The sequence below is a fragment of the Enterobacter sp. PTB genome, from assembly GCF_051130085.1.
In the GTDB taxonomy this organism is placed as follows: domain Bacteria; phylum Pseudomonadota; class Gammaproteobacteria; order Enterobacterales; family Enterobacteriaceae; genus Enterobacter; species Enterobacter ludwigii.
Genome location: NZ_JBDKEE010000002.1, coordinates 284106 through 310748, shown reverse-complemented (window position 1 = coordinate 310748; position 26643 = coordinate 284106). Strand labels below are relative to the sequence as shown.

The following is a 26643-nucleotide window of genomic DNA, read 5'->3' as shown; positions in this document are numbered from 1 at the left end:
AACGCGGAGGTTCTATGGCTGTGATTGTCATTACCGGCGGTACGGCGGGTGTGGGAAAGGCAACGGCGTTGCACTTCGCAAAGGCAGGCTACGATGTGGGCATTATTGCCCGCGATGAGACAAGCCTGCACTCGACCCAGGAGGAATTAACGCGATTTGGCGTCAAAGCCTGTGCGGTACAGGCGGATGTCGCCGACAGCCAGGCGGTGGTGGACGCGGCAAACGAGATTGAATATCGCCTCGGCGCAATTGATGTGTGGGTTAACAATGCGATGGGTGCGGTGCTGGCACCGTTTCGTACCCTGACGCCGGATGAATTTCGCCGCGTCACTGATGTGACCTATCTTGGCTTCGTAAACGGAACCCGCGCCGCGCTGGAATTGATGGTGCCACGCGATCGCGGCGTGATTATTCAGGTCGGGTCCGCGCTGGCCTACCGTTCGATCCCGTTGCAATCGGCCTACTGCGGCGCCAAAGCGGCGATTCGGGGATTCACCGATGCGGTGCGCACGGAACTGATGCATGAGAACAGCCGGGTGCAGCTTTCAATGGTGTAGATGCCGGGGCTGAATACACCGCAGTTTGACTGGGCAAGAAACAAATTCGCCTGGTCTATGCGTCCGGTTCCGCCGGTGTTTGAGCCTGAAGTTGCCGCGAGCGCGATTTTTAAGGTCGCGCAAAAACCGGTGCGCGAACTGTGGGTGGGCAGCAGTACCATTCAGTCGATCGTCGGACAATTCCTCTTCCCGGGTTTCCTGGACCGGCTGATGGTGAAGAAGGCCTGGGAAGGTCAGATGACTGACGATCTGAATGACCGGGATCGCCAGGATTATCTCGACCAGCCTGTCAACGACCTGCACAAAATCCATGGGCGTTTTACCCCGGAAGCGAAAAACCGCGCCACGGCGATCACCTCAGGTGTGCCCGGGAAAGTCCTGTTAGGCTCCCTCACGGTGGCGGGCGTTGTGCTGACGCGGCTGATGATTCGGCGTAAAAGGTAATCAGCGCAGCGCGCTACGGTTAGTCCAGAACCAGCGATAGCCGTAGCCGCTGAGGGTAAGCTGGACGGTTTTGCCACAGATCAGCGCGTCGTCATAGCGTTTATCCGCCAGGCAGGCGGTCCAGGTGGCGTGACGGATCCCGCGGGCGGTAAACTGGACCGGCTTGTCGCTAAAGTTAACGAAGGTCAGGATACTGCGCGCTTCGGCCTCGTAATAAATGCCCAGTACCGCGTCATCATCAATATTGATGAGACGAAACGGTGCGACAGCAATCTCCGGAAATTCAGAGCGCGTATTGGCCATGTCGATGATCCGGTGCAGCAGGGAATTGCGGTGCAGCAGGGAATCGGCCACGTTGATTTTCTGATAACGCCAGGGACCGCGATCGATGATCGGGGCGATAAACCGCTCAGGATCCGCTGCTGAAAAGCCACCGCCTTCTGACCCCGCCCACTGCATTGGCGTACGCACGGCATAGCGCTCTTCCAGCGTCAAATCATCACCCATGCCAATCTCATCGCCGTAGCGCATGACCGGCACGCCCGGGAGTGAGAAGAGCACCGCGTGGCAGAACGCCAGCCGTTTTTGATCGCCCTTTAACATCGGTGCCAGACGGCGTCGTATCCCGCGCTGGTAGACGTTCATCTCTTCGTCAGGGGCGAAGGTGTCGACCACAATCTGTTTCTCTTTTTTACCGATCCCTTCCAGATCTAACTCATCGTGGTTGCGCAGCCAGTTGGCAAAGCAGCACGAGTCAGGCGGGACAATCATCTTCTTTATGGCATTGCGCAGCGGTCGGGCGCTTTTCCTGGCAAGGCTGACGTAGAAATACTTATTGAGCCAGAAATTCAGCACCAGATTCAGACGGTTATTTTCGCCGAAATAGTCTTTATACGCCTCCACGTCGACGTCCACCTCACCGAGCAGGATCGCTTCCGGATTACGTGCTTCAATAAGGCGGCGCATATGCTCCAGGATCCATAACCCCTTTTTCTCGTCACCGCCGCCTGCCTGCGCGGTCAGGTGCGTTGCGGCATCAAGGCGAAAGCCCGACACCCCGAGCTTGAGCCAGAAGAGGATAATATTTTCGATCTCGTTGAGCAGCGCGGGGCAGGTCAGATTCAGGTCGGGCTCGTGGTGATAGAACATATGTCGGTAGTATTGCCCGGCCTCGTCATCCCATGTCCAGACGCTCTCTTCCACGCCGGGAAACATCGGGGAGGTATCGTCCTCGTTATTATCCGACCAGATATAATAGTCACGAAAAGGTGAAGTTGGGTTGCGGCGCGCCTGCTGAAACCAGGGATGGGCGTCCGAGGTGTGCTGAATCAACAGCTCAATAATGACCTGCATACCCAGCTCCCGGGCCTGTTCAATAAAGGCGATAATGTCGGCCAGCTTTCCGAAGCGAGGATCAACCTGCAGATGGTCGCTGACGTCGTAGCCTTCATCCAGAAACGGGGTGAGGTAGAAAGGGGTGATCCAGATAACCGTCGCCCCCATGCGGCGAATGTAGCGCAGCTTTGCGCCAATCCCGGCGATGTCCCCGCAGCCATCGCCGTTTAAATCATAAAAGAGTGCAGTATCAATCTGATAAATAATGGCTCGGGTATGCCAGTCTGCCATAGTTCACCTCAGTGATAACCTTCCGTGTCGGAAACTTTGCCCCGGAAAACGTAGTAGCTCCAGGCGGTGTACACCAGAATCACCGGAATAATCAGTAACGTTCCGACCAGCATAAACAGCTGGCTGGCCGGTGGTGCCGCAGCCTCCCACAGGGTAATGTGCGGCGGAATAATGTTAGGCCACAGGCTAATTCCCAGACCGCTGAATCCGAGGAAGATCAGCCCAAGGGTCAGCAGGAAGGGACGCGAGTGGCTGGCCGGGTTGCGCGTCAGTCGCCAGATCCACAGGCTAAACACGCCTACCAGCAGGGGAACCGGCAGGAACCAGATGAAGTTGGGGAAGGTAAACCAGCGGTCGGCAACGTACTGCCAGCCGAGCGGCGTCCAGATACTCACCACCGCGATCACCACCACCAGCGCCAGCAGCACGTGCCGGGTCAGTTCACGCATGCGGTTTTGCAACGCGCCTTCACTTTTCATGATAAGCCACGTGGTACCGAGCAGGGTGTAGGCCACTACCAGCCCGATGCCGCAGAAAAGATTGAAGGGCGTTAACCAGTCAAGGGCGGAGCCGACAAAACGCCGGCCCTCAACGTCAAAGCCGTTAATCACTGCTCCCACCACCACCCCCTGGCTGAAGGTGGCAAGCAAAGAGCCGCCGGCGAAGGCGTAGTCCCAGAATTTGCGGTGCGAAGGCGTTGCCTTAAAGCGGAACTCAAAGGCCACGCCGCGAAAGATAAGGCCAATTAACATGGCGGTAAGAGGGATGGTCAGCGAATCGATAATCACCGCATAGGCCAGCGGAAACGCGCCGAATAACCCCGCACCGCCGAGCACCAGCCAGGTCTCGTTGCCGTCCCACACCGGCGCTACGCTGTTGACCATTACGTCACGCTCTCTGGCATCGCCCACGAAGTTAAAAAGCAGCCCGATGCCCAAATCAAAGCCATCCATGATGATATACATCAGCGTGGCGAATACGATGATGGCAAACCAGATAACTGAGATATCGACGCCCATCATTTTCTCTCCTGTTCCGGAACAGACTCAGCGGCAGACAGCGGACGGGCAGGGGTGCCCGAGGTATTTGACGTCAAGGTATCAACGGGCTGCGGACCTTTCTTGATAAGCCGAATCAGGTAGACGTAGCCCACGCCAAACACCGACGAATAGACCACAAAGAAGGCCAGCAGGCTGATGCTCATCTGCAGCGTGCTGTGCAGCGAGACCGCGTCGATCGTGCGCAGATAGCCATACACCACCCACGGCTGACGACCCACTTCGGTGGTAACCCAGCCGGCCAGCAGCGCCAGTAGGCCCGCCGGTCCCATGCACAGCGCGAACCAGTGGAAGGGCCGCGACTGGTAGAGTCGATGGCGATAGCGTAGCCAGACGCTGACCAGACCCAGCGTGATCATCAGCAGACCCATGCCGACCATAATGCGGAATGACCAGAAAACAATCGGTGAGTTCGGGCGATCTTCTTTCGGGAAGTCTTTCAGTGCCGGGACCTGTTTATCCAGGCTGTGGGTCAGAATCAGACTGCCAAGGGCAGGAATTTCCAGCGCGTAGCGGGTGCGCTCCTGCTCCATATCCGGCAGGCCAAACAGCAGCAGCGGTGTCGCTTCGCCTGGCGGGTTCTCCCAGTGACCTTCGATGGCGGCAATTTTGGCCGGCTGGTGTTCGAGGGTATTCAGGCCATGCATATCACCGACGACGGCCTGAATGGGCGCGACCAGCAGGGCCATCCACATCGCCATGGAAAACATGGTGCGTATCGCGGGCGTGTCGTTGCCGCGCAGCAGATGCCATGCGCCCGACGCCCCCACAAACAGCGCGCTGCTCAGGAACGCGGCGATAGCCATGTGAATGAGACGGTAAGGGAAGGAGGGGTTAAAAATGATGGCCAGCCAGTCCTCTGGAATGACCTGCCCGTTCTGAATACTGAACCCCTGGGGCGTGTGCATCCAGCTGTTGGAGGCGAGGATCCAGAAGGTGGACATCAGCGTACCCAGCGCGACCATACAGGTCGAGAAAAAGTGCAGGCCCGGGCCGACCTTGTTCCAGCCGAACAGCATCACGCCAAGAAAACCGGCTTCGAGGAAGAAGGCGGTTAAGACTTCATAGGTCAGGAGGGGGCCGGTGATACTGCCGGCAAACTGTGAGAATCCGCTCCAGTTAGTGCCGAACTGATAGGCCATGACCAGACCGGAAACGACCCCCATACCGAAGTTAACGGCAAATATCTTTAGCCAGAAATGGTACAGCGAGCGCCACACCTCATTTTTGGTGCGAAGCCACATCCCTTCGAGCACCACCAGATAGCTGGCAAGACCGATGGTGATCGCCGGGAAAAGAATATGAAACGAGACGGTAAAAGCGAACTGGATTCTGGCGAGGTGAAATGCGTCGAGTTCGAACATGGTCCGTACCTCTGGAACTGTTGCGCACGAGGATTGCCAGGCAGTCCGGGGCTGCCTGGCAAAATCGGTTACGGTTTTTTCTTCCCGGCACCCAGTTCGGCGCCGGTCAGCGGGTCGGAATGTGGATCGGACTTCGTGCGGGCCGACATCGCTTTGACCAGCGTGGCCTGTTCGGTCGTCAGCGTCACGCTTGCACTCCCGTCTCCGCCGTCAACGGCAGGTTGGGGGGATTCAACGTAGTCGAAATGTTTATCGCTGTTCCAGCTTCCGCGAACCTCTCCACCTTCAGACATATTGTAGTACTTGTTGGTGTATTCCTCGATTGGCGGTAGTTTTCCCGGAGGGAAATTATTACGAATGGACTGAAGCGCCTTCTCAAAGGAGAGCTGATGCGCTGCCTCACGCGTCATCAGAAACGCCAGCGCATCCTTCACGCCCGGATCGTCCGTGACGTTAATCAGCCGTTCATAGATGATCTTCGCTCGGGCCTCGGCAGCCACATTTGAGCGCAGATCGGCGGTCGGCTCGCCAATGGTGTCGACATAAGCCGCCGTCCACGGCACCCCGGCGGAGTTGGTCAACGGAGTACCGCCACCGTAAAGCAGGGAGGTAATATGGCTGTCGTTACCGTTTTCGGTCATGGACCGATACAGCTCGGCTTCATTTTCCACGCCCTCCGCCAGTGCGCCTTTAGCCCCTTTATTAAGCATACCCACCAGGGTACCGATAATTTCAAGGTGGCTTAACTCTTCGGTCGCGATATCCATCAGCATATCTTTACGACCCGGGTCGTCATCACTCAGCCCCTGAGTAAAGTAACGGCAGGCGGCGGCCAGCTCGCCCTGAGGACCGCCGAATTGTTCCAGTAATAAATTGGCAAGGCCGGGATTCGGTTCGGCAACCCGAACCGTATATTGTAATTGTTTGACGTGTCGAAACATGTCTTCTCTCCTGAGGTTATTTTTTTGCTTCGACACCGGATGCGTCTGAACGCAGCAGGAACTGTTCGGTGGTCTGTGGAATGTGGCGAATCAGCCAGTCGGCCATCTCGCGCTCTTCCGCCAGGATACTTTCGATGGCGGGCACGGAAGCCATGTCGCCCGCTTTTTTGGCCGCGGCCAGCAGGGAGGTGTAGCAGGCTATTTCAAACTGTTCGAAAACATAGCCGCTGATAGACCCTTTGACGATCTCATCAGAGGGGAACATCCCGCCAATGGACTGTCCGAGCGCCGCCATTTTACTCATCGAATCTTTTAAAACCGAACGCGAAATATCATTACGGTCGAGGATCTCTTCCAGTAAGGTAATTTGTCGCTTCGTTTCACTAATATGCTGCTCAATTCTGGCGCGAACATCGGGATAATTATCGATACGGCTGGCCATGGATTCCAGCATAGATTCGGCTTGCTTTTCCATCGCATGGGCATCGCGTAGCCAGTCATGGTAGTGTTCTACGTGATTCATTATAATGTCCTCATTATGGTGTCGCTTATTTGGTCTCACTCTCAGCAGCCTGATCGGCACGCGCAGCACTGTAGCCAGATAAATGGCCGACAATATTGGCGTAGATACTGATGATAATGACCCATAGTACGCTGCTCTTCCACCATAAAACGGAAGGGATAGCGAGTATGAACCATATTATTGCTGTCGTTAAATGGCACCGTTTAATAGTCCTGGGACTGATGCTCATTTTATTTAACCTTTGCTATAGCGTCATTTTTGCGCTTTTTGGTTAATATTGCCTACGGCCAGGTCGGTAAGTTTAAGATCGGTTTCTTTCTCTTCATCCAGCGTTTCGGCCAGAAGTTTAACGGCTTTTTTATAGCCCAGTTGTTCTGCTAATGTGGCGAGGGTACCGTAACTGGCAATTTCGTAATGCTCCACTTTTTGTGCTGCGGCAATTAATGCGGCGTCACGCACCTCATTTTTCTCGGTGCTCTCGATGACCTCATTGGCCTCTTCAATCAGGCCTTCCATTGCTACGCACTTCATACGCTTGAGCTTAAGACCAGATTCTTGCTCGATAATCTGGTCGATACGCTCAATCTGTCCCTGTGTCTCTTCAAGGTGTGCACTAAAGGCTGCGCTCAGTTTTTCACTGGAGGCAGCACGAGCCAGTTTGCCGAGCGCGCGGGTCAGCTGCTTCTCAGCGCTGTAGGTATCGGACAGGAGGTGAATAAACACATCTTCGACACTTTTCATATTCATCATTACGCTCCGGTAAAATAAAGAAGGGGTACTGCGAGCCTGGAGGCCCGCAGCATGCTCTCTGTTTTAAATAAAAGAGATTTACATCAGATCAGGAGTTTTTACGGCCACCACCGTGGCTGTTTTCTCCTCCTTTCTTACCTGCTTCAGATGCGCGTTGCGGATCGTTTTTAAAATTACCGCCGCTGTGCTGGCCACCTTTACGTCCAGCTTCTGATGCTTTTTCACGGTCTTGTGCGAAATTACCGGAACCACCACGATGCTCTGCCATATTAAACCTCATATATTGGTTATGTCAGTTAAGATACGAAAATATTCCGTATCACTCGTCGTTCGAATAATAACTTTAGTCGGTGTTTCATATTCGTCAAATATGTTTTGTAAACCATCGCTTCGTTGCTGAGATATTTCTGATGGTTAACGCTTCGTTTAATATGAATATATCCTGGATGGCTTGCGGTTAACTGCCTGTCTTCATGGAGTTAATCCGCGAGCCGCAGGGGATAACTTTTTTTCTTGCATTGTTTATGCCTGAAGTGCGTGCGGCAGTCTAAAAATTACAGACTAATCTTAAGGAGAAATATTGAAAATCCGCTTGTTGCGTTAACGAAATAAGATATATGCCACTGATATTTGTTTTTAATGAGATATTACCTCTTAAGATAATGCTATTTATTACCTCTTAATGGTTAAGCGATGAGGTTATTAATAATACAGTTTAATCAGAAAGCGCTTTATTTAGAGAAGGTGAATCTGCCAGGTCATATGGGTGTCAGGGCAGGCCAGCACACGCTTTAACCACTCCTGTCTTAAGATCACAAATCGGAAATTCTTCCCCCCAGAGGGAACGGGTTTCTCTACACTCCAGGTAATATTCACTGGAGGCATGACATCATGGCGAACACCATCACGGCTGATGATATTCGGGAACACTTTTCGCAGGCTATGTCGGCGATGTACCAGCAGGAAGTTCCGCAGTACGGCACCTTGCTCGACCTGGTTGCGGACGTAAACCTGGCGGTTCTGGAAAATAACCCACTATTACATGAACAACTGGCGAACGCGGATGAACTGGCGCGCCTGAATGTGGAGCGTCACGGGGCGATCCGCGTGGGTACCGCGCAAGAGCTTTCGACCTTGCGTCGTATGTTTGCCATTATGGGGATGTACCCGGTCAGCTATTATGACCTCTCTCAGGCGGGCGTGCCCGTCCACTCCACGGCGTTCCGCCCGGTCGATGATGCGGCGCTGTGCCGAAATCCGTTTCGTATCTTTACCTCGCTGCTGCGCCTCGAATTGATTGACAACGTCGTCCTGCGTGAGCGTGCCGCGGAGATCCTGTCTCACCGCAATATCTTTACCCCGCGTTGTCTGGAGCTTATCGCGCTGCATGAGGCAGAAGGGCACTTTACGGATGCGCAGGCGCAGGCGTTTGTACAGGAGGCGTTAGAAACCTTCCGCTGGCATCGTCATGCGACGGTCGACCAGGAGACTTATCTGGCATTGCATAACGAGCACCGACTGATTGCGGATGTGGTCTGTTTCCCGGGTTGCCATATCAACCACCTCACGCCACGTACGCTGGATATTGATCGGGTGCAGGAGCTGATGCCGAAGTACGGGATTGAACCCAAAATTCTGATTGAAGGGCCACCGCGCCGCGAGGTTCCCGTTTTACTGCGCCAGACCAGCTTTAAAGCGCTGGAAGAGCCGGTGCTGTTTGCCGGGGAGCATACAGGAACGCATACCGCGCGCTTTGGCGAAATTGAACAGCGCGGCGTGGCGCTGACGCCAAAAGGTCGTGCGCTTTATGATAGCCTGCTTGCAGAGGCCGGTACCGGTAAAGACAACATGACGCACCAGCTCCATTTGCGCGAGATCTTCAGCGCCTTCCCGGACAGCGAATTGTTGATGCGCCGTCAGGAGCTGGCCTATTTCCGCTATCGCCTGACGCCATCCGGGGAAGCGCATCGACATGCGTTTCGTCCGGGAGACGATCCACAGCCGTTAATTGAGCGCGGGTGGGTTGTCGCTCAGCCGATCACCTATGAAGATTTCCTCCCGGTCAGTGCCGCAGGGATTTTCCAGTCGAATCTGGGCAATGAAACCCAGGCGCGTAGCCACGGTAACGCCAGTCGCGACGCGTTCGAAGCGGCGCTGGGTTGCCCGGTGTACGATGAGTTCATGCTCTATCAGGAGGCTGAAATCCGCAGCAAACAGCGTTGCGGTTTGCTCTGAAATCGTTACTCTTCTGGGGTGTGATGGAAACAGAAGGTTGTTATGCAAAATCCCTCCGCCCCTGTGATTGAAACGCGCCAGGGCGCACTGTCTGGTTTAACGGATGAAAACGTTCATCTCTGGTGTGGTATTCCCTATGCGGCGCCTCCCGTTGGCAACTGGCGCTGGCGTTCGCCACGGCCGCCTGAACGCTGGAAGGGGCTGCGTCTGGCCACCGCTTTTTCGCCCTCAAGCTGGCAGAACAGTGAGTATTGCCAGGCGTTAGGGGGCGGCGATCCCGGCCGGTTCTCAGAAGATTGTCTGTATCTTAACGTCTGGTCACCCGTCGAGCGCCCGGCGCCGCTTCCCGTCATGGTCTGGCTACACGGCGGGGGGTTTACCATTGGCGCGGGTGGCCTGCCGCCCTATAACGGTAAGGCGCTGGCAACGCGCGGCGTGGTGGTTGTGACGATCAATTACCGTCTTGGTCACCTGGGCTTCTTTGCCCATCCCGCGCTGGAGGGAGAAGAAGACCGGGTGGTGCATAACTTTGCGCTGCTGGATCAGATTGCCGCCCTTGAATGGGTTCGGGAGAATATTGCCGCTTTCGGTGGCGATCCTGACAACGTCACCCTGTTTGGCGAATCCGCCGGCGCGCGCAGCGTGCTGTCGCTGCTGGCGTCTCCGCTGGCGAAGGGACTCTTCCACAAAGCGATTGTGCAAAGCGGATACACCCTGCCGGATACGCCACGGGAACAGGCCCTGCAAAAAGGGGAAGCGCTGGCGGCGCATTTCGGCCTTGAGGAGGCGTCAGCAGAACAGTTACGTGCCATTCCCCCCGAAGCGTTCTGGCCGCTGGCCGCGCCGCTGAACATCGCCCCGGCCCCCATCGTCGGAGACTGTGTTCTGCCGGAATCAATGCTCGATGTGTTCTTTGCCGCGCGTCAGCATCCTGTTCCGGTGATGATCGGGTCGAACAGTGACGAAGCCAGCGTGATGGCGGTATTTGGTATCGATCTCGCCGGTCAGATCCAGAAGCTTCGCCGTGAACGTCGCTTTGGACTGGGGCTGATCAAACTGCTCTATCCGGGTGTGAAAGGGGATGTGGAGCTTGGCAGGCAGGTGTGCCGGGATATGGCTTTTACCACCATGGGATATGTGGTGATGCAGGCCCAGCAGCGCGTGGGCGGCTTGTGCTGGCGTTACTGGTTCGACTATGTGGCGGAAGCAGAACACGCAACCTATATCAACGGTGCCTGGCACGGTAATGAGGTGCCGTACGTGTTTGACACCCTTGGTGAGATTGAGCCTTCCTGCCACTACGTTAATGCGCGAGACCGGCAATTCGCTGCGCAGGTTGCAGATTATTGGGTGAGCTTTGCGCGTGACGCCGGTCACCGGGAAAGCCTTCCAGGCCCGACGCACTGGCCGGCCTGTCGAAAAGGAAGGGACGTGCTGCTACGTATCGGCGTGAATAAACATGCAGGTTTCAGGCTTGAAAACCGCTTTATGCGCGCGCGCATGAGCCTCTTTAAGCGCGTTATGAAACACCATGTGAGCCTCGACTGAGCAGGCAGGAGCGAAACGCCGCCAGCCCATTTTCCTGGCCAGGCGATTCGCGCAGAACCAGTCTGTAGCTCGCACCCGTTTTAATGCTGCTCTCAAAAGGTCGCGCCAGCCTTCCGGCGCGGACATCTTCTTCCACCAGCGTTTCGTCAGCAATGGCCACCCCCAGCCCCTGAATGGCGGCCGTGATGGCAAGGTCCATCGTGTCGAAGTGTTGATTTTTGTGCATAACAACCCCCGGGCCTTCCTGCTTCGCCAGCCACAATGACCAGTCTGTCTTATCCCTTGTCGGGTGAAGGAAGGTTAACGCACCCAGTTCGCAACCTGCTCGCAGGGGGCTCATTACCGGGGTTAACGCCTCTTCAAACAGCAGATCGCCCGCGCTCATATGGGTGCCAAATACAATGGCCGCGTCGTAAGATTCCGTTTTGAAATTGACGTTATGGTCGGTAGTGGTGGTCAATGCTATCTGCAGATCCGGCTGCTCACGCTCCACCTCCAGCAGACGAGGCACCAGCCAGCGCATGGCGCAGGTGGGTGCTTTGAGTCGGATCACGGTTTGCTGGGTACGGGCCCGATCGGCCAGGGTCAGCAGCGTTTCAAAAGTGGATTGCAATTCCGGAAGCAGGGCGCTGCCCTGCGGGGAGAGGCGCAGGCCGCGCGCATGACGCTCGAACAGCGGAAAGCCGAACCACGCTTCAAGGGTGGCGATTTTGCGACTTACGGCTCCCTGCGTCAGACAGAGCTCTGTTGCGGCATGGGTCAGATTCAGATGACGCGCGGTGACTAAAAAGGCGTCGATGGCATTAAGCGGGAGCGAACGGCGCGACATTAACCACCTCAGGTATGCGTTTTTCTCATGGCTATTATGACAACAATTCGATTGTCCCGACAACTGACTTGTTGTTTGAATAGTTATGCATTCATCATGAGAAAGGAAAGAGGATGACGTTACACACTCCGGTGCACACCCGTTCCAAATTACCCGATGTGGGGACCACGATTTTTACCGTTATCGGCCAGCTCTCCGCCCGGCATAACGCCATCAATCTTTCTCAGGGTGCACCCAATTTTTCCTGCGATCCCAAACTGGTCGCCGGGGTGACCCGGGCGATGGAGGCAGGGCACAACCAGTACGCGGCAATGACCGGCCTGCAGCCGCTTAAAGAGCGTATTGCGGATAAAATTGCCACCCTCTACGGCACGCACTATGACCCGGCCAGCGAAGTGCTGGTCACCGCCAGTGCCAGCGAAGGACTCTATTCGGCGATCAGCGGGCTGGTGCACCCGGGCGACGAAGTGATCTACTTTGAACCGTCGTTTGACAGTTACGCCCCGATTGTTCGCCTTCAGGGGGCCACGCCGGTTGCCATTAAACTGACGGTGCCGGATTTTGCCGTCAACTGGGATGAAGTCCGTGCGGCGATCACCCCGCGTACGCGCATGATTATCATCAATACCCCGCACAACCCGAGCGGGCAGGTCTTCTCAGCAGAGGACCTGCAGCAGCTGGTGGCGGTGACCCGCAATACCGATATCATTATTTTGTCTGACGAAGTGTACGAACACGTCGTCTTTGATGGTGAACCGCACCACGGTATGGCGACACATCCGCAACTGGCGGAGCGGAGCGTCATTATCTCTTCCTTCGGAAAAACCTATCACGTGACCGGCTGGCGCGTGGGTTACTGTGTTGCTCCGGCGGTACTGATGGATGAGATTTGTAAAGTCCATCAATTTCTGATGTTTTCTGCCGATACGCCAATGCAGCATGCGTTTGCAGAGCACATGATTGACCCGCAAACCTGGCTGTCGCTGGCGGCGTTTTATCAGCGCAAACGCGATCTGCTGCAAAGTTTGCTGGAAGCATCACCGTTCAGACTCTTGCCGAGCGCCGGTTCGTTTTTCCTGCTGGCCGACTACAGCCAGTTTAGCGATGAGCGCGACAGTGAACTGGTGAAACGGCTGATCGTTGAGTATGGAGTGGCCACCATTCCGCTGTCGGCGTTTTATGCGGATGGTACGGATAATAAATTGATTCGTCTCTCTTTTGCGAAAGATGAGGCGACGTTACGGGCAGGTGCCCAGGCCCTGTGTCGGGTTAAACCACGCTAAGGAGTTGGAGATGAAATTACGCGCGTTAGTTGTCGGCATGGGATTGCTGTGTACGTTTTCGTCATTCGCGGCTACCGAACTGCGGTACGGGCTGGAGGCGGAATATCCGCCGTTTGAAAGCCGAAATGCTGCTGGCGAACTGGAAGGGTTTGACGTTGAGCTGGGCAATGCCATCTGCAAAGCCGCAGCGCTGAAATGCACCTGGGTTGAAACCTCTTTTGATGCGTTAATACCGGGCCTGGTGGCGAAGAAATTTGATGCCATTAACTCGGCGATGAACATCACCGAACAGCGACGTAAAAGTATTGATTTTACCCAGCCGATTTACCGCATCCCATCGCAGCTCGTTGGCAAGGCCGGTACCGCGGTAGAGGCAACGCCCGCGGGGCTTAAGGGCAAAACCATCGGTGTCCTGCAGGGCTCCATTCAGGAAACCTATGCGAAAGAGCACTGGGAAAAGCAGGGTGTCACCGTGGTGTCTTATAAAGATCAGAATATGGCCTGGGGCGATCTGCTGAATGGCCGTATCGACGCCTCGCTGGTCATGTCCGCGGCCGGGCAGGCAGGTTTCCTCAGCAAGCCGCAGGGGAAAGGGTTTGGCTTTATCGGCAAACCGGTGTCGGACGACACTATCCTCGGCAGTGGGATCGGCTTTGGGTTGCGTAAAGGGGACGAGGCCACCAAAAAGCAACTTGATGCCGCAATTGATAAAGTGCGTGCCGATGGCACGATCGCTAAACTCGCTGATAAGTACTTCCCAGGTATCGATGTCAGCGTAAAATAACCGCCTCATTTGCCCCGACTGACGATGTCCAGCCGGGGCATTTTTATACACGTCTTTATACCTTTCTTTACACCTTTTTCGGGTCGTTCTGGTCGACAGAAAATATTTCGCACTTTGTACAGATAATCGCCGCCCAACAATTGGATTCTTAACCATTTTTGTTTAGGCTGTGCGTTCTTTCTTGCCGTCATTTCGCCGAGTGCGAAACACATTCACACGACCATAAGGACGTTTTTCCAGGCATGAATCGCAGACGTTTTCTAAAAGGCTCGCTGGCAATGGCAGCCCTGAGCGGCACAACTGGCCTTGCTTCCCTGTTTTCCAAAGCGGCTTACGCTGCTGACTCTGACATTGCTGACGGTCAGAGCCGTCGTTTTGACTTCTCCGTACTGCAATCCATGGCCCATGACCTGGCGAAAACCCCATGGGGCGGAGCACCGCGACTGTTACCGGACACGCTGGCGACCATGACGCCGCAGGCCTATAACGCCATCCGTTACGATGAAAAACAGTCACTGTGGAATAACATTGAAGGCCGTCAGCTGGATGTGCAGTTCTTCCATATGGGCATGGGTTTCCGTCGCCGCGTGCGCATGTTCTCGCTGGATCAGTCAACGTCACAGGCGCGCGAAATCCACTTCCGTCCTGAGCTGTTCAGCTACGGTGAAACCGGTGTTGATACGAAGCAGCTGGAAGGGCAAAGCGATCTTGGGTTTGCCGGTTTCCGTGCCTTCAAGGCACCGGAACTGGCGCGTCGCGATATCGTCTCATTCCTGGGGGCGAGCTATTTCCGTGCGGTTGATGATACCTATCAGTATGGTCTTTCCGCGCGGGGTCTGGCGGTGGATACCTTTACCGACACGCCGGAAGAGTTCCCAGACTTCACCGCGTTCTGGTTTGAAACCGTCAAACCGGGCGACACTACCTTCACCGTCTATACGCTGCTGGACAGCCCAAGCATCACCGGTGCGTATAAGTTCGTGATCCACTGCGAGAAGAGCCAGGTGATCATGGAGGTGGAAAACCATCTCTATGCGCGTAAAGACATTAAACAGCTCGGCATTGCGCCGATGACCAGTATGTTCAGCTGCGGTACAAACGAACGCCGCATGTGCGATACCATCCACCCGCAAATTCATGACTCCGACCGTCTCGCCATGTGGCGCGGTAACGGGGAGTGGATTTGCCGTCCGCTGAACAACCCGCAGAAGCTGCAGTTCAATGCGTTTGTGGACAAAAACCCGAAAGGGTTCGGCTTGCTCCAGCTCGATCGCGATTTCTCGCATTATCAGGACGTCATGGGCTGGTATAACAAACGCCCAGGCCTCTGGGTGGAGCCGCGTAACGACTGGGGTAAAGGTGCGGTTGGCCTGATGGAGATCCCGACAACGGGTGAAACACTGGATAACGTGGTCTGCTTCTGGCAGCCAGAAAAACCGGTGAAAGCGGGCGATGAGCTGGACTTTAAATACCGTCTTTACTGGAGCGCCATGCCGCCGGTCCGTTCCCCACTGGCGAATGTCTTCGCGACCCGTACCGGTATGGGTGGGTTCCCGGAAGGCTGGGCGCCGGGCGAAAACTACCCGAAAGTGTGGGCCCGTCGCTTTGCTATCGACTTCGTCGGGGGCGATCTGAAAGCTGCCGCGCCAAAAGGGATTGAGCCGGTCATTACCCTCTCCAGCGGTGAAGCGAAGCAGGTTGAGATCCTCTACGTTGAGCCGTTTGACGGCTATCGCATTCTGTTCGACTGGTATCCTACCTCGGATTCAACCGAACCGGTGGACATGCGCCTGTTCCTGCGCTGTCAGGGAGATGCGATCAGTGAGACCTGGCTGTATCAGTATTTCCCGCCTGCGCCGGACAAACGTAACTACGTTGACGATCGCATCATGCGTTGACCATTTATTCCCTCTCCCCGGCGGGGAGAGGGTGACGGGAAGGGACCATGACCGCCACTGAATCTGAAATAATCCCGGTGACTGACCATCTCGAGCTTCGCGCCGTCGAAGAGCGCTATACCGCCGATTTGCACAACATGGTCATCAGAAACAAAGCCTGGCTGCAAACCGCCTTTGACTGGGCGCAGCATGTGGGCACCGAAGATGACACCCGTCGTAATGTGCTGAGTAATCAGATGCTGCACCAGCGCGGCTACGCCAAAATGTTTCTGATTTTCAAGGATGAGGACCTGGTCGGCGTGCTGTCGTTTAATGCGATTGAACCCGCCAACAAAGCCGGATACATCGGTTACTGGCTGGACGAGGCGCATCAGGGACAGGGCATTTTGTCGCAGGCGCTGCAGGCATTTATGCGCTATTACGTCGAGCGAGGCGAGATCCGCCGTTTTGTCATTAAGTGTCGGGTGGCGAATAAACCCAGCAACAACGTTGCTCTGCGCAACGGTTTTACGCTGGAGGGGTGCCTGCGGGAAGCAGAATTTCTGAATGGTAATTTTGACGATGTGAATCTCTACGGCAAAATTTACCCGCTATAACGCCCCCAACAGAGGCGTACGGGTGATGCGCTGGTCGCCGTTAATCACCTTTTCGCCGCGCAGGTGGATGTTCTCACCGGCAAAAGCCTCAATCACCGCATCGTCGGTGATTTCAACCCGATGCTCAATAAGCACATCGCCGCTGATACGCGCCCGCCCCTGGATCACGACCTTATCGTCAAGCAGGATAGGGCCGCCGCGCAACCAGGCCTGACCGCCAATCAGGACGTGGTGTTTAATGACACAATTTCCTTCCACCACCGCGTTTTCAGCCACCTGAGAGCTGTAGCGGACGGTAGGGATGGCATCGTCGTCAAAACCGGCAATGACGCGGGCGTTACCGTACACTTTTGCGCAGTCACATACCCAGACGTTATTGAGATCGTTGCCTTCGAGGATGGCGCTGTCGAAAACTTCCGCCCGGTGTTCAACGAAGGCATAATTAACCATTGCCTCGCCGTAGATTTGCGCCTGATGCACAATGCGTGACTGGCTTACCGTCGCCTTGTCATAAATTTTCAGGATCTGCTCATGGTCCGGCGTAAGCCCTTTGGCAGCAATCACCACGCTGTTATGAAGCACCCGCGCCTCGCCGAAAATATGGCATTCGCCGCGCACACAGGATTGCTGTATCGTGACGTTGTCACTTATGCGCGCGCCGTGACTGACCTCCGCGCCGTCCAGCCAGCAGTTGTCGCCAATCTGCGCGTCATGACTGACGATGCAAGGCAGGGTAAGGCGCGCGTTGCCGGACACCGTCGCACCGGCAAAGACGACGCTGTTTTCATCGTAGATCCAGCAGTCGCCTTCGTGCGCGAGGGCGCTCTCATCTTCAACCCAACCGCCTTTCGTGCCGCTCACGATGTCGTTAAAATTCGCCGTGGCAATAATCTGTCGTAACGACGTCGAGTGCGTTGTCTCGCCGTTTTTCCATTGCCAGAGGCGGGTGTCCTCGCTGAGCCTGTACTTTTTCATCATGGAGTCTCGGGTAAGCGTCTCCACTAAACGTAGCAAACTTTCGGTGTTTCGTAGTGCTGGCATCCGTCGCGGAAACCCCTTAAAATGGCATTTAAAATACATTTTAAAAATTCAAATTAATGAATAAAAATAACAACACTCAACAAGTGCTTAACCTGCCCGCGGGTTACTTCGGTATGGTGCTTGGCATCATTGGGATGGGCTTCGCCTGGCGATACGCCAGCACGCTCTGGCCCGTGACGCGCTGGCCTGGTGAGAGCCTGGTGGCCCTTGCGATTGTGATTTGGTTTTTGCTGACGGTGGCGTTTATCGCCCGGGCGATCCGTTTCCCGCAAAGTGTGCTGGCCGAGATGCGCCACCCGGTGATGAGCAGTTTTGTCAGCCTTTTTCCCGCCACAACGATGCTGGTCGCCATCGGTTTTGTGCCCTGGCTGCGCCCGGTGTCACTGGTATTATTTGGCGTCGGGGTGGTGATACAGCTGGCTTATGCTGCCTGGCAAAGCGCCGGATTATGGCGCGGTAACCATCCGCAAGAGGCCACCACGCCGGGGTTATACCTGCCCACGGTAGCAAACAACTTTATCAGCGCCATGGCGTGCGGCGCGCTGGGGTTTAACGATGCCGGGTTGGTGTTTCTCGGGGCGGGCGTTTTTTCCTGGCTCAGCCTTGAGCCGGTAATTTTGCAACGACTTCGTAGCGCCGGGGAGTTGCCTTCCGCGCTGCGAACCTCGCTGGGTATTCAGCTGGCCCCCGCGCTGGTGGCCTGCAGCGCCTGGTTTAGCGTCAATGGTGGTGAGGCGGATACATTTGCCAAAATGCTGTTCGGCTACGGCCTGTTGCAACTGCTGTTTATGTTACGGCTGCTGCCATGGTATTTATCCCAGCCGTTTAACGCCTCGTTCTGGAGCTTCTCGTTTGGCGTGTCGGCCCTGGCCACCACGGGGCTTCATCTGGGGCAGAGCAGTCCGTCGGGCTTTTTTCACGCCATTGCCGTCCCACTGTTTATCTTTACCAATGTCATCATCGGGATGCTGCTGGTACGAACGTTTATCTTGCTGATACAGGGCAAACTTCTGGTGCGCACTGATAAAGCGCTGCTTATGCAATCTGAGGAAAAATAATGGCTGTTGATGAAAATTACTTCACAGAGAAATATGGCTTAACCCGTACGCACTCAGAAGTGCTGTACAGCGCGGGCATTGTGAAACCGGGTAAAACGCTGGATCTGGGCTGTGGTAACGGGCGTAACAGCCTCTATCTGGCAGCCAACGGTTACGACGTGACCGCGTGGGATAAAAATCCCCTGAGTATCGATAATATTGAGCGCATCAAAGCGGAAGAAGGCATCGTAAACCTGCAGACGGCAATCAAAGATCTGAACAACCTGAGCTTTGAGGGCGAATACGATTTTATTCTCTCTACCGTGGTGCTGATGTTCCTGGAAGCGAAAACCATTCCGGGCCTGATCGACAATATGCAGCGCTGCACCAGACCCGGCGGTTATAACCTGATTGTTGCCGCGATGGACACGGCGGATTACCCGTGCACCGTCGGCTTCCCGTTTGCGTTCAAAAGCGGTGAACTGAGCAACTACTACGAGGGCTGGGCGTTGCTCAAGTACAACGAAGAGGTGGGCGAACTGCACCGCACCGACGAGAACGGTAACCGCATCAAACTGCGTTTTGCCACGCTGCTGGCGCGCAAGCCCGCTTAACGGGCGGCCAGCAGGCAGAGCTGCAGGGCCGTGTTGTATGAGGCCTCAAACGACGACAGCGGCAAAAACTCAAACTTCGAGTGGAAGTTATGCGCGCCGGTGAAGAAGTTTGGCGTGAGCAGGCCTTTTGCCGAGAGCGCTGCGCCGTCAGTACCGCCGCGCATTGGCGTCGGTTTGGGCGTGATCCCAAGGGATTCCATGGCTTCAAACATCAGGTCGATAGCGCGACGATCCTCACCAATCGCATTGCTGATATTGCTGTAGGTATCTTCAATGCGATACTCCACCTTTGCCGTAGGATGCTGTCCGGCAATCAACGCCGCGACATCGGCAATCTGCTGCTTGCGGGCGGCAAACTGTGCTTTATCGAAATCACGGATATTCGCTTTTAAGACGGCCTCGTTTTGCCCCGCCTGAATGCCGTTAAACCAGATATAGCCTTCACGCCCCTCGGTGCATTCCGGGGTTTGCTGGCGGTCAAAATGGCTGATGAAGTCTGTCGCCATCAGCAGTGGGTTAACCAGCACGCCTTTGGCGGACATGGGGTGAGCCGTTACGCCGGTAAAGCGAATTTCTGCCGCCGCGGCGTTGAAGTTCTCGTAAACAATCTCACCCAGCTCACAGCAGTCGATGGTCCAGGCAAAATCAACGTCAAAACGGTTTAGATCCAGCGCCTTCGCGCCACACAGGCCGATCTCCTCATCCGGCACAAACGCGACCACAATGTCGCCATGCTGATGTTCTGGCGTCAGGTTTTCCAGCAGCGTCATGACCACGGTGACGGCGGCTTTATTATCTGCGCCTAATACGCTGGTCCCGTCGCTGAAAATAATCTCTTCACCCGGGTAAGCCAGAATTTCCGGATGCTCTTTTACGCGTAACCAGATTGATTTCTCTTTATTCAAACAGAGGTCTTCACCCGTAAATTTTAATATTTGTGGATGAATATCCGGTGATAAACCGACATCGACGGTATCAATATGGGTAATAAAACCGATGCGTGGCGCCCCGGCTACATTACCTTTTTTAACCGCAGTAACCGTCGCGTATTCATCAATCACAATGTCGTCTAAACCCAGCTGCGCCAGCTCCTGGGCTAGCTCACGCGCCATGTCGTGCTGGCCCGGCGTAGAGGGAAGGGTGTTCACTCTGGGATCGCTCTGGCTGGTGATGGCGAGATAGCGGAAGAAGCGGTGCGTTAATTGTCTGGAGAGTGCCGAGCCCATAGTGATTCCTTCTGTATTTATTTTTCAGGTGTTTGCTACATCACTTTAATGATATTTATGAAATGGCAAAAGAATTAATTAGCCGTCGAATTAAAAAGACAGGAATAAATGATGAAAAGCAAACTCACAATGTTAACGCTGGCACTTGCTGCGCTCACGGTCAGTTCCACCGTCGCGGCAAAAACGCTGGTGTATTGCTCTGAAGGATCGCCGGAAAACTTTAATCCTCAGTTATACACGTCGGGAACCAGCGTGGATGCCAGTGCCGTGCCGGTCTATAACCGGCTGGTCGATTTCAGGGCGGGTACAACGGAACTGGTCCCGAGCCTCGCGGAACGCTGGGAGGTGAGCGATGACGGCAAGGTTTATACCTTCCATCTGCGTAAAGGGGTGAAATTTCAGAGTAATAAATCGTTCAGGCCGACGCGCGACTTTAACGCCGACGACGTGATTTTCTCATTTATGCGCCAGAAGGATGTCAACCATCCCTATCACAACGTCTCTAACGGCAGCTATTCCAACTTCGAGAGCCTTGAGTTCGGTAGCCTGATCACGGCCATTGATAAAGTCGATGAGCACACCGTGCGCTTTACGCTCGCCCATCCGGAAGCGCCGTTTGTCGCCGATCTGGCGTGGTATTTCGCCTCGATCCTGTCGGCGGAGTATGCCGACGCGATGCTGAAAGCCGGCACGCCTGAGAAGGTGGATATGGACCCGATTGGCACCGGGCCGTTTAAGCTGGCGCAGTACCAGAAAGATTCGCGCATCCTGTTCACTGCGTTTCCGGAGTACTGGCAGGGCAAATCGAAGCTGGATCGACTGGTGTTTAGCATCACGCCCGATGCCTCGGTGCGTTTTGCCAAAATCGAGAAGAACGAATGTCAGGTGATGCCGTTTCCAAACCCGGCGGACCTGCCGCGCATGAAGGCTAATAAAGACATTAATCTGATGAGTAAAGCCGGGCTGAATACCGGTTTTCTGGCCTTCAATACGCAAAAACCTCCGCTGGATAACGTGAAGGTCCGCCAGGCGCTGGCAATGGCCATCAATAAGCCGGCCATTATTGACGCGGTATTCCACGGCACCGGCACGGCGGCGAAAAACCTGCTGCCACCCGGCGTCTGGAGCGCCGACAGCGAACTGAAGGATTACGACTACGATCCGGAAAAAGCGAAAGCGTTGTTGAAGGAGGCTGGTTTTGCAAACGGCATCAGCATCGATTTATGGGCGATGCCGGTTCAGCGTCCCTACAATCCGAACGCAAAACGGATGGCGGAGATGATTCAGGCCGACTGGGCGAAGGTTGGCGTCCAGACCAAAATCGTCACCTATGAATGGGGCGAGTATCTTAAGCGGGTGAAGGGCGGTGAACACCAGGCCGCGCTGATGGGCTGGACGACAGCAACCGGCGACCCGGATAACTTCTTTGGTCCGTTATTTACCTGTACTTCGGCTAACGGTGGATCTAATTCCGCCAAATGGTGCTACAAACCATTTGATAAAATTATCGCTGAAGCGAAATCGATAACCGATCATGATAAACGCGTGGCGCTGTATAAAGAGGCCCAGCAGATGATGCATGACCAGATGCCGGCAGTAATGATTGCCCATTCGACGATTTTTGAACCGGTGCGCAAGGAAGTCACGGGCTATGAAATCGATCCGTTCGGCAAGCATTTGTTCTGGCAGGTTGATATTAATCAGTAGTTTTTCACTGCCCGGCGTTCAGTCGGGCAATCTTTTCGCAATTTGTGCTGCTTACATCATTTTTTGTCACAACAAACCCGCCAGACTTTTGCTATAACTTCAAATGCATACTTGCAGATAACATGGAATACCATCATGCGTACTCACACTTTTTTTAAAGTTGCAGTGCTTTCTGGTCTGTTGGCGTTAGCGGGCTGTTCGTCTAAAGTCGCCGCCCCCGAACAATATTCAGGCTTTTTAAAAGATTATTCTGGATTGCAGCAAACAACGTCCGCAACGGGTAAACCGACGCTGCGTTGGGTCGACCCGTCGTATAACGAGGCAAATTACGACAGTATTTTATGGACGCCAATCACCTATTATCCAGCGCCAAAACCAACGACCCAAATTGGTCAAAAAACGCTTGATGAGCTTCTGGCTTATACCAACACCAAAATGAAAGCGGCAATCAGCCAGCGTAAACCTGTTGTTACGACACCAGGTAAACACAGCCTGATCTTCCGCGGTGCGATTACCGGTGTGAGTTCACAGAAAGAAGGTCTGCAGTTCTATGAAGTAGTGCCCGTCGCGTTAGTGGTTGCAGGTACGCAGATGGCAACGGGGCACCGCACCATGGATACCCATCTCTTCTTCGAAGGCGAGCTGATTGATTCGGCGACGAATAAGCCGGTCATGAAGGTCGTGCGTAAAGGCGAAGGTAAAGAGCTGGCGAACGAAAACACGCCAATGGGCTTCGCAACGTTAAAACAGGTTGTGGATGACATGGCGACGGATGCCACCATGTTTGATGTTAAGAAAACCGCGAAATAATCAAAACGGCCTGCAGCAATGCAGGCCTTTTTTTATGCCATACGCAAACGTCTGAACCAGGTTTCCGGTTTCGTAAACATCACCATATTCCCGCCCAGAATCAGCAGTAATCCAATGATGCCGTTGAGATGCCACACGTAACCTTCATAGACCGTGGAGATGGACAGCGCCACCAGCGGGAAGAGCAGCGTACTGTATGCCGCTTTGCCCGGGCCAATGCGTCCCACCAGCGTGAAGTAGGCACCAAAAGCGATGACCGAACCAAAAATGGCGAGATAAAGCAGCGCGCCAATGTAACTCACCGTCCACTCGGGGATAAAACTGTCACCCCGGAACAGGGCAATGCAGCCCATAATGACCGTACCGTAAAACATCGCCCAGGCGTTGGTGGTCATGGTCTCCAGCCCTTTTCGCTGGTGGCGCATGCTGATCATATTGCCCAGCGAGAACCCGTAGGTCCCCAGTGCTGAAAGACCAATCCCCGTCAGCAGGGAGGCACTCCAGCCACTCGCCAGCAGGTCGTCCCAGAAGAGGGTGATGATCCCGATAAGCCCCAGGGCCGCCGCCGTCCAGAAGCGTGCGGGTGGGCGCTGACCGAAGAAAATAAAGCTGTTGATGGCGTTATACAGTACGGCCATCGAGAAAATCACCGACTCCAGCCCGGTATTAATGTGCGCGGCGGCGGTATAAAAACACCAGAAGTTGAAGCAAAAAACGCAGCATCCCTGCAGCATGCAAAAGAGATGATCCCGCAAGGCCAGTTTACGAAGCCGGCGCAGGGCAATTAAGACGATCATGATCGTGGCGCAGGCCACGGCAAAGCGCCAGAAAATTGACACCGGGGCTGCGACTGGCCCCTGTTGCAGGAAAATGGCAATCCAGGTTGTTCCCCATATCACCACCACCAGTCCATAGAGTAATGCGTTCATTGTTGCTCTCTTCTCACACAGCGAAAAGTGCAGTCTGGCGCGAGTGGCATGACATTGCTTTCACCGATTTGCGGTGGACTTGCATATTCTTGCGCTTTTTTGTGGCTGCAGATCTGGCATCGTGGAGCAACACTTCATAGACTGAGAGTCTGATTACTCACCCGTTAATAGCTATGTCTCGCGCTTACGATACCTTTGAAACGCTACGCCAGCAGAACGCCGTGCTGCGGGAAACCGTTGCGCTGAATTCCGGTATTCAACTGGCAGCCTGGTACAACAAGCACGACACGATAACCGTGAAAAGTAATCACCATACCCTCAGCCTGTACGTGGCGGACGGTTATGAGAGCTATCAAAAAACGCCGGGCGGCTGGAAAAACGGCGGCGGCCCGGACCGTTTCTGTCTGATGCCAAAAGAGAGTGAATCGACGTGGGATATTCGCGATGACCTGTCGTTTGTCCATCTCTACTGCACCGATGAGCATCTGCGTGATGTCGGGGAAAAAATCTGGGACAAGCGCCCGCTGTCCCTGACGCTGGATGAAAAGATCTTCGGCAGCGACCCGAAAATTACCGCGCTTTACCGTCAGTTTTTGCTCGGCTGCGACTGGCAGCAAAAAGCTAACCAGCTCACCCTGAGTACCGCGTCTACGCTGTTGATGACCCACCTGTTACAGAATTACTCCAGCGTGCAGTGGAAGCTGCCGGTGGTGACCGGCGGGTTGTCGCCGTTTGTGCTGCGTAACGTGCTGGCGTTTATCGAAGAGAACCTTTCCCAGCCGCTGACGCTGGCGGAACTGGCCGAACAGGCCGCGCTGAGCGAGTATCATTTCGCCAGGATGTTCCGTCAGTCCATGGGGCTGGCACCGCATCAGTACGTGATGCAGCGTCGAATGGAGAAAGCCAAAGCGCTGGTGCAGCACACAACCACACCGCTCACGGATATCGCGCTGGCCTGCGGGTTTAACTCCGCCAGCCATTTCAGTAACCGCTTTCGCAGCATGATGGGCATAACGCCCTCGCAGCTACGCGCGGCGAAGGTGTGAAAAGACCGTATAACATACGCCGCCCAGCACCAGCCCCCAGAACGCAGAGCCAATACCCAGGATCGTGACGCCGCTGGCGGTCATCAGAAAGGTGACAATTGCCGCGTCGCGCTCCGTTTCGTTGTTCAGTGCCTGATACAAGCTCCCGCTGATGGTGCCCAGCAGCGCCAGGCCGGCGAGCATCTGGATCCAGCTCAGGGGAAGGGAGGCCATCAGCCCGGAAATGGATCCGCCAAAAATGCCCGCCAGCAGATAAAACCCGCCTGCGGCCACGGCGGCAAGCCAGCGTTTGCTGGCATCCGGGTGCGCATCCGGGCTCTGGCAAATCGCAGCGGTGATCGCGGCGATACAGATGGAAAAGACGCCGAACGGGGATAACACCAGTGCCAGCCCTCCGGTGACGATCATCAGCGGTGATACGGCCAGCGGATAGCCGGAAGCCTGCATCGTGGCGAAGCCCGGCGCATTCTGGGACGCCATGGTGACCAGGAAGAAGGGCACGCCAATGCTTATCAGACTGGTTAACGTAAAGGTTGGCGCGATAAACGTGGGCATCACCACGGAAAGGGTTAACTCTTTTGTGACAACGTCACCTCCCGCCCAGGCCACCATACTGCCCACCAGCAACGTGGCGACAATGGCGTAGCGAGGGGCCAGCGCTTTGGCGAACAGCCATGCCGCCAGCATGCTGCCGCACAGTAAAAAATGTCCCTCAAGATTGCTGAACGCCTGCAGTCCAAACCTGAGCAGCACCCCGGCGAGCATAGCAGCGGCAAGGGAATGCGGGATAAGCTTCATCAGGCGAGCAAACAACCCGGTTACGCCGCACAGCAGAATGAGCGCGTTGGCAAAGATAAAAATCCCGATGGTCTCGGCAAGCGTTACCCCGTGCAGGCTGGTGGCTAACAGCGCCGCGCCGGGCGTAGACCAGGCGGTGAGTACCGGGGCTTTATACCACCAGGAAAGCGCCAGCGTGCTGACCCCCATACCTATCCCCAGGGCCGTCATCCAGCCGGCGATCTGCTGCGCGTTTGCGCCTGCGGCAGCAGCGGCTTGCCAGATAATGGCGGCGGAACTGGCATATCCCACCAGAACGGCGACAAAACCGGCGAGAACGGCAGGAAAGAGTGAGGATGAAGGGCGCATAAAAACTCCGTTGTGCGTTATAACGTCCGCTTTAAGGTAACAATGTGCGTTATAGCGTACAAGTGGTATGATCGGTCGCATCAGGAGGGAACATGGACATCACACAACATCTTGCTTACACACTGAAAACCGAGCGTCAGGCGCGTGGCTGGAGCCTCGCCAGACTGGCGGAAGAGACCGGCGTTTCAAAGGCCATGCTCGGGCAAATCGAGCGCAATGAATCCAGCCCGACGGTATCCACGTTGTGGAAAATCGCCACGGGGCTGAACATCCCTTTTTCTGCCTTCATCACGCCGGCAACTGACAGGCAGGCGGTATTCGACCCGGAACAGCAGGCGATGGTGGTGAAACCGTTATTCCCGTGGGATGAGACGCTAAAGTTTGACCACTTTTCGATAACCCTCGCTGCCGGCGCCCTGAGCGAATCCACGCCCCACGAGGCGGGCGTGATTGAACACGTGGTGGTGATCAGCGGCGAACTGGAGATGAACATTGATGGCGAGTGGCAGACCATTACTGCCGATTCGGGGGTGCGTTTTGCCGGGGATAAACCGCACGCCTATCGCAACAGCAGCGACCGGCCGGTGCATTTTCACTCCCTGATCCATTATCCCCGCTGAAGCGACGCAAAACTGTTTCGCTGCCGCATAC

The 26643-nt window shown here is 55.2% G+C and carries 25 protein-coding genes and 1 pseudogene; 13 read left to right on the top strand and 13 right to left on the bottom strand.

Annotated elements, in window-relative coordinates; translation table 11 throughout:
- Positions 1 to 14 precede the first annotated feature (14 nt).
- Positions 15 to 1001 (top strand): annotated as a pseudogene (locus AAIR21_RS03620) (SDR family oxidoreductase).
- Here the strand turns inward: AAIR21_RS03620 and AAIR21_RS03615 are convergent.
- The 8 genes from AAIR21_RS03615 to AAIR21_RS03580 all read right to left on the bottom strand — a co-directional run bounded on the left by AAIR21_RS03615 (position 1002) and on the right by AAIR21_RS03580 (position 7531).
- On the bottom strand, positions 1002 to 2627 hold the full coding sequence (locus AAIR21_RS03615) for an alpha-amylase family protein (RefSeq protein WP_020884193.1): 1626 nt from the start codon (positions 2625 to 2627) through the stop codon (positions 1002 to 1004).
- An 8-nt stretch (positions 2628 to 2635) separates the two neighbouring features.
- Complete coding sequence (gene cydB / locus AAIR21_RS03610; RefSeq protein WP_183516656.1) at positions 2636 to 3646, bottom strand: cytochrome d ubiquinol oxidase subunit II; 1011 nt, start codon at positions 3644 to 3646, stop codon at positions 2636 to 2638.
- Entirely contained in the window at positions 3646 to 5049 is a 1404-nt protein-coding gene (locus AAIR21_RS03605; protein WP_049023362.1) for a cytochrome ubiquinol oxidase subunit I, read from the bottom strand. The genes cydB and AAIR21_RS03605 overlap by 1 nt, the downstream gene beginning before the upstream one ends.
- Before the next feature lie 68 nt (positions 5050 to 5117).
- Positions 5118 to 5990 (bottom strand): manganese catalase family protein, encoded by an 873-nt coding sequence (locus tag AAIR21_RS03600; protein WP_020884190.1) that lies wholly within the window; start codon positions 5988 to 5990, stop codon positions 5118 to 5120.
- A 16-nt stretch (positions 5991 to 6006) separates the two neighbouring features.
- Positions 6007 to 6513 (bottom strand): ferritin-like domain-containing protein, encoded by a 507-nt coding sequence (locus AAIR21_RS03595; RefSeq protein ID WP_014170004.1) that lies wholly within the window; start codon positions 6511 to 6513, stop codon positions 6007 to 6009.
- Between the two features lie 25 nt (positions 6514 to 6538).
- A complete protein-coding gene (locus AAIR21_RS03590) occupies positions 6539 to 6742 on the bottom strand; it encodes a hypothetical protein (protein ID WP_183516367.1) in 204 nt (67 codons plus the stop codon).
- A gap of 23 nt (positions 6743 to 6765) precedes the next feature.
- The gene (locus AAIR21_RS03585; RefSeq protein ID WP_183516655.1) at positions 6766 to 7260 is read right to left on the bottom strand and encodes a ferritin-like domain-containing protein; all 495 of its coding nucleotides are present in this window, start codon (positions 7258 to 7260) and stop codon (positions 6766 to 6768) included.
- Positions 7261 to 7351: 91 nt separating this feature from the next.
- A complete protein-coding gene (locus AAIR21_RS03580; RefSeq protein WP_020884187.1) occupies positions 7352 to 7531 on the bottom strand; it encodes a general stress protein in 180 nt (59 codons plus the stop codon).
- Between the two features lie 623 nt (positions 7532 to 8154).
- Here AAIR21_RS03580 and hglS point away from each other — a divergent pair.
- Together hglS and AAIR21_RS03570 are read left to right on the top strand one after the other, a co-directional pair.
- Positions 8155 to 9498 carry a 2-oxoadipate dioxygenase/decarboxylase HglS gene (hglS, locus tag AAIR21_RS03575; RefSeq protein ID WP_014170009.1) on the top strand — a complete coding sequence of 448 codons (1344 nt, stop codon included), beginning with the start codon at positions 8155 to 8157 and terminating at the stop codon, positions 9496 to 9498.
- A 42-nt stretch (positions 9499 to 9540) separates the two neighbouring features.
- Positions 9541 to 11046 carry a carboxylesterase/lipase family protein gene (locus AAIR21_RS03570; protein ID WP_032681038.1) on the top strand — a complete coding sequence of 502 codons (1506 nt, stop codon included), beginning with the start codon at positions 9541 to 9543 and terminating at the stop codon, positions 11044 to 11046.
- On the opposite strand, the gene AAIR21_RS03565 is transcribed toward AAIR21_RS03570, so the two are convergent.
- Positions 11018 to 11875 carry a LysR family transcriptional regulator gene (locus AAIR21_RS03565; protein WP_183516366.1) on the bottom strand — a complete coding sequence of 286 codons (858 nt, stop codon included), beginning with the start codon at positions 11873 to 11875 and terminating at the stop codon, positions 11018 to 11020. The genes AAIR21_RS03570 and AAIR21_RS03565 overlap by 29 nt on opposite strands.
- 113 nt (positions 11876 to 11988) lie before the next feature.
- Between AAIR21_RS03565 and AAIR21_RS03560 the strand changes: the two genes are divergently transcribed.
- From AAIR21_RS03560 to rimL, 4 genes are all read left to right on the top strand, one after another.
- Complete coding sequence (locus AAIR21_RS03560) at positions 11989 to 13158, top strand: pyridoxal phosphate-dependent aminotransferase (RefSeq protein WP_014170012.1); 1170 nt, start codon at positions 11989 to 11991, stop codon at positions 13156 to 13158.
- A 10-nt stretch (positions 13159 to 13168) separates the two neighbouring features.
- A complete protein-coding gene (locus AAIR21_RS03555; RefSeq protein WP_025204230.1) occupies positions 13169 to 13942 on the top strand; it encodes a transporter substrate-binding domain-containing protein in 774 nt (257 codons plus the stop codon).
- Between the two features lie 242 nt (positions 13943 to 14184).
- Positions 14185 to 15840 carry a glucan biosynthesis protein D gene (locus AAIR21_RS03550; RefSeq protein ID WP_183516365.1) on the top strand — a complete coding sequence of 552 codons (1656 nt, stop codon included), beginning with the start codon at positions 14185 to 14187 and terminating at the stop codon, positions 15838 to 15840.
- Between the two features lie 47 nt (positions 15841 to 15887).
- Positions 15888 to 16436, top strand: coding sequence for a 50S ribosomal protein L7/L12-serine acetyltransferase (gene rimL / locus AAIR21_RS03545; RefSeq protein ID WP_183516364.1), 549 nt, complete (start codon positions 15888 to 15890; stop codon positions 16434 to 16436).
- Here rimL and ydcK read toward each other — a convergent pair.
- Positions 16431 to 17411 (bottom strand): YdcK family protein, encoded by a 981-nt coding sequence (ydcK, locus tag AAIR21_RS03540; RefSeq protein WP_047366223.1) that lies wholly within the window; start codon positions 17409 to 17411, stop codon positions 16431 to 16433. The genes rimL and ydcK overlap by 6 nt on opposite strands.
- Before the next feature lie 122 nt (positions 17412 to 17533).
- Between ydcK and tehA the strand changes: the two genes are divergently transcribed.
- On the top strand, positions 17534 to 18535 hold the full coding sequence (gene tehA, locus AAIR21_RS03535; RefSeq protein ID WP_020884179.1) for a dicarboxylate transporter/tellurite-resistance protein TehA: 1002 nt from the start codon (positions 17534 to 17536) through the stop codon (positions 18533 to 18535).
- Positions 18535 to 19128, top strand: a complete 594-nt coding sequence (gene tehB / locus AAIR21_RS03530) for a tellurite resistance methyltransferase TehB (RefSeq protein ID WP_020884178.1) — start codon at positions 18535 to 18537, stop codon at positions 19126 to 19128. Before tehA ends, tehB begins: the two co-directional genes overlap by 1 nt.
- On the opposite strand, the gene pepT is transcribed toward tehB, so the two are convergent.
- On the bottom strand, positions 19125 to 20354 hold the full coding sequence (gene pepT / locus AAIR21_RS03525; protein WP_020884177.1) for a peptidase T: 1230 nt from the start codon (positions 20352 to 20354) through the stop codon (positions 19125 to 19127). The two genes, tehB and pepT, sit on opposite strands and share 4 nt — an antisense overlap.
- Before the next feature lie 111 nt (positions 20355 to 20465).
- On the opposite strand from pepT, the gene AAIR21_RS03520 reads away from it, so the two are divergent.
- Both AAIR21_RS03520 and AAIR21_RS03515 read left to right on the top strand, forming a co-directional pair.
- A complete protein-coding gene (locus tag AAIR21_RS03520; RefSeq protein ID WP_020884176.1) occupies positions 20466 to 22061 on the top strand; it encodes an ABC transporter substrate-binding protein in 1596 nt (531 codons plus the stop codon).
- Positions 22062 to 22196: 135 nt separating this feature from the next.
- Positions 22197 to 22871: a DUF3313 domain-containing protein gene (locus tag AAIR21_RS03515; RefSeq protein WP_020884175.1), complete on the top strand. Its 675-nt coding sequence runs from the start codon at positions 22197 to 22199 to the stop codon at positions 22869 to 22871.
- A 32-nt stretch (positions 22872 to 22903) separates the two neighbouring features.
- Here AAIR21_RS03515 and AAIR21_RS03510 read toward each other — a convergent pair whose 3' ends face one another.
- Complete coding sequence (locus AAIR21_RS03510) at positions 22904 to 23800, bottom strand: DMT family transporter (protein ID WP_014170023.1); 897 nt, start codon at positions 23798 to 23800, stop codon at positions 22904 to 22906.
- 173 nt (positions 23801 to 23973) lie between these two features.
- Between AAIR21_RS03510 and AAIR21_RS03505 the strand changes: the two genes are divergently transcribed.
- The gene (locus tag AAIR21_RS03505) at positions 23974 to 24846 is read left to right on the top strand and encodes a helix-turn-helix domain-containing protein (protein ID WP_025204220.1); all 873 of its coding nucleotides are present in this window, start codon (positions 23974 to 23976) and stop codon (positions 24844 to 24846) included.
- Here the strand turns inward: AAIR21_RS03505 and AAIR21_RS03500 are convergent.
- Entirely contained in the window at positions 24826 to 25992 is a 1167-nt protein-coding gene (locus AAIR21_RS03500) for a benzoate/H(+) symporter BenE family transporter (protein WP_050736778.1), read from the bottom strand. The genes AAIR21_RS03505 and AAIR21_RS03500 overlap by 21 nt on opposite strands.
- A 92-nt stretch (positions 25993 to 26084) precedes the next feature.
- Here AAIR21_RS03500 and AAIR21_RS03495 point away from each other — a divergent pair, with 92 nt between their 5' ends.
- On the top strand, positions 26085 to 26612 hold the full coding sequence (locus AAIR21_RS03495; protein WP_050736779.1) for a helix-turn-helix domain-containing protein: 528 nt from the start codon (positions 26085 to 26087) through the stop codon (positions 26610 to 26612).
- The last annotated feature ends 31 nt before the right edge of the window (positions 26613 to 26643 follow it).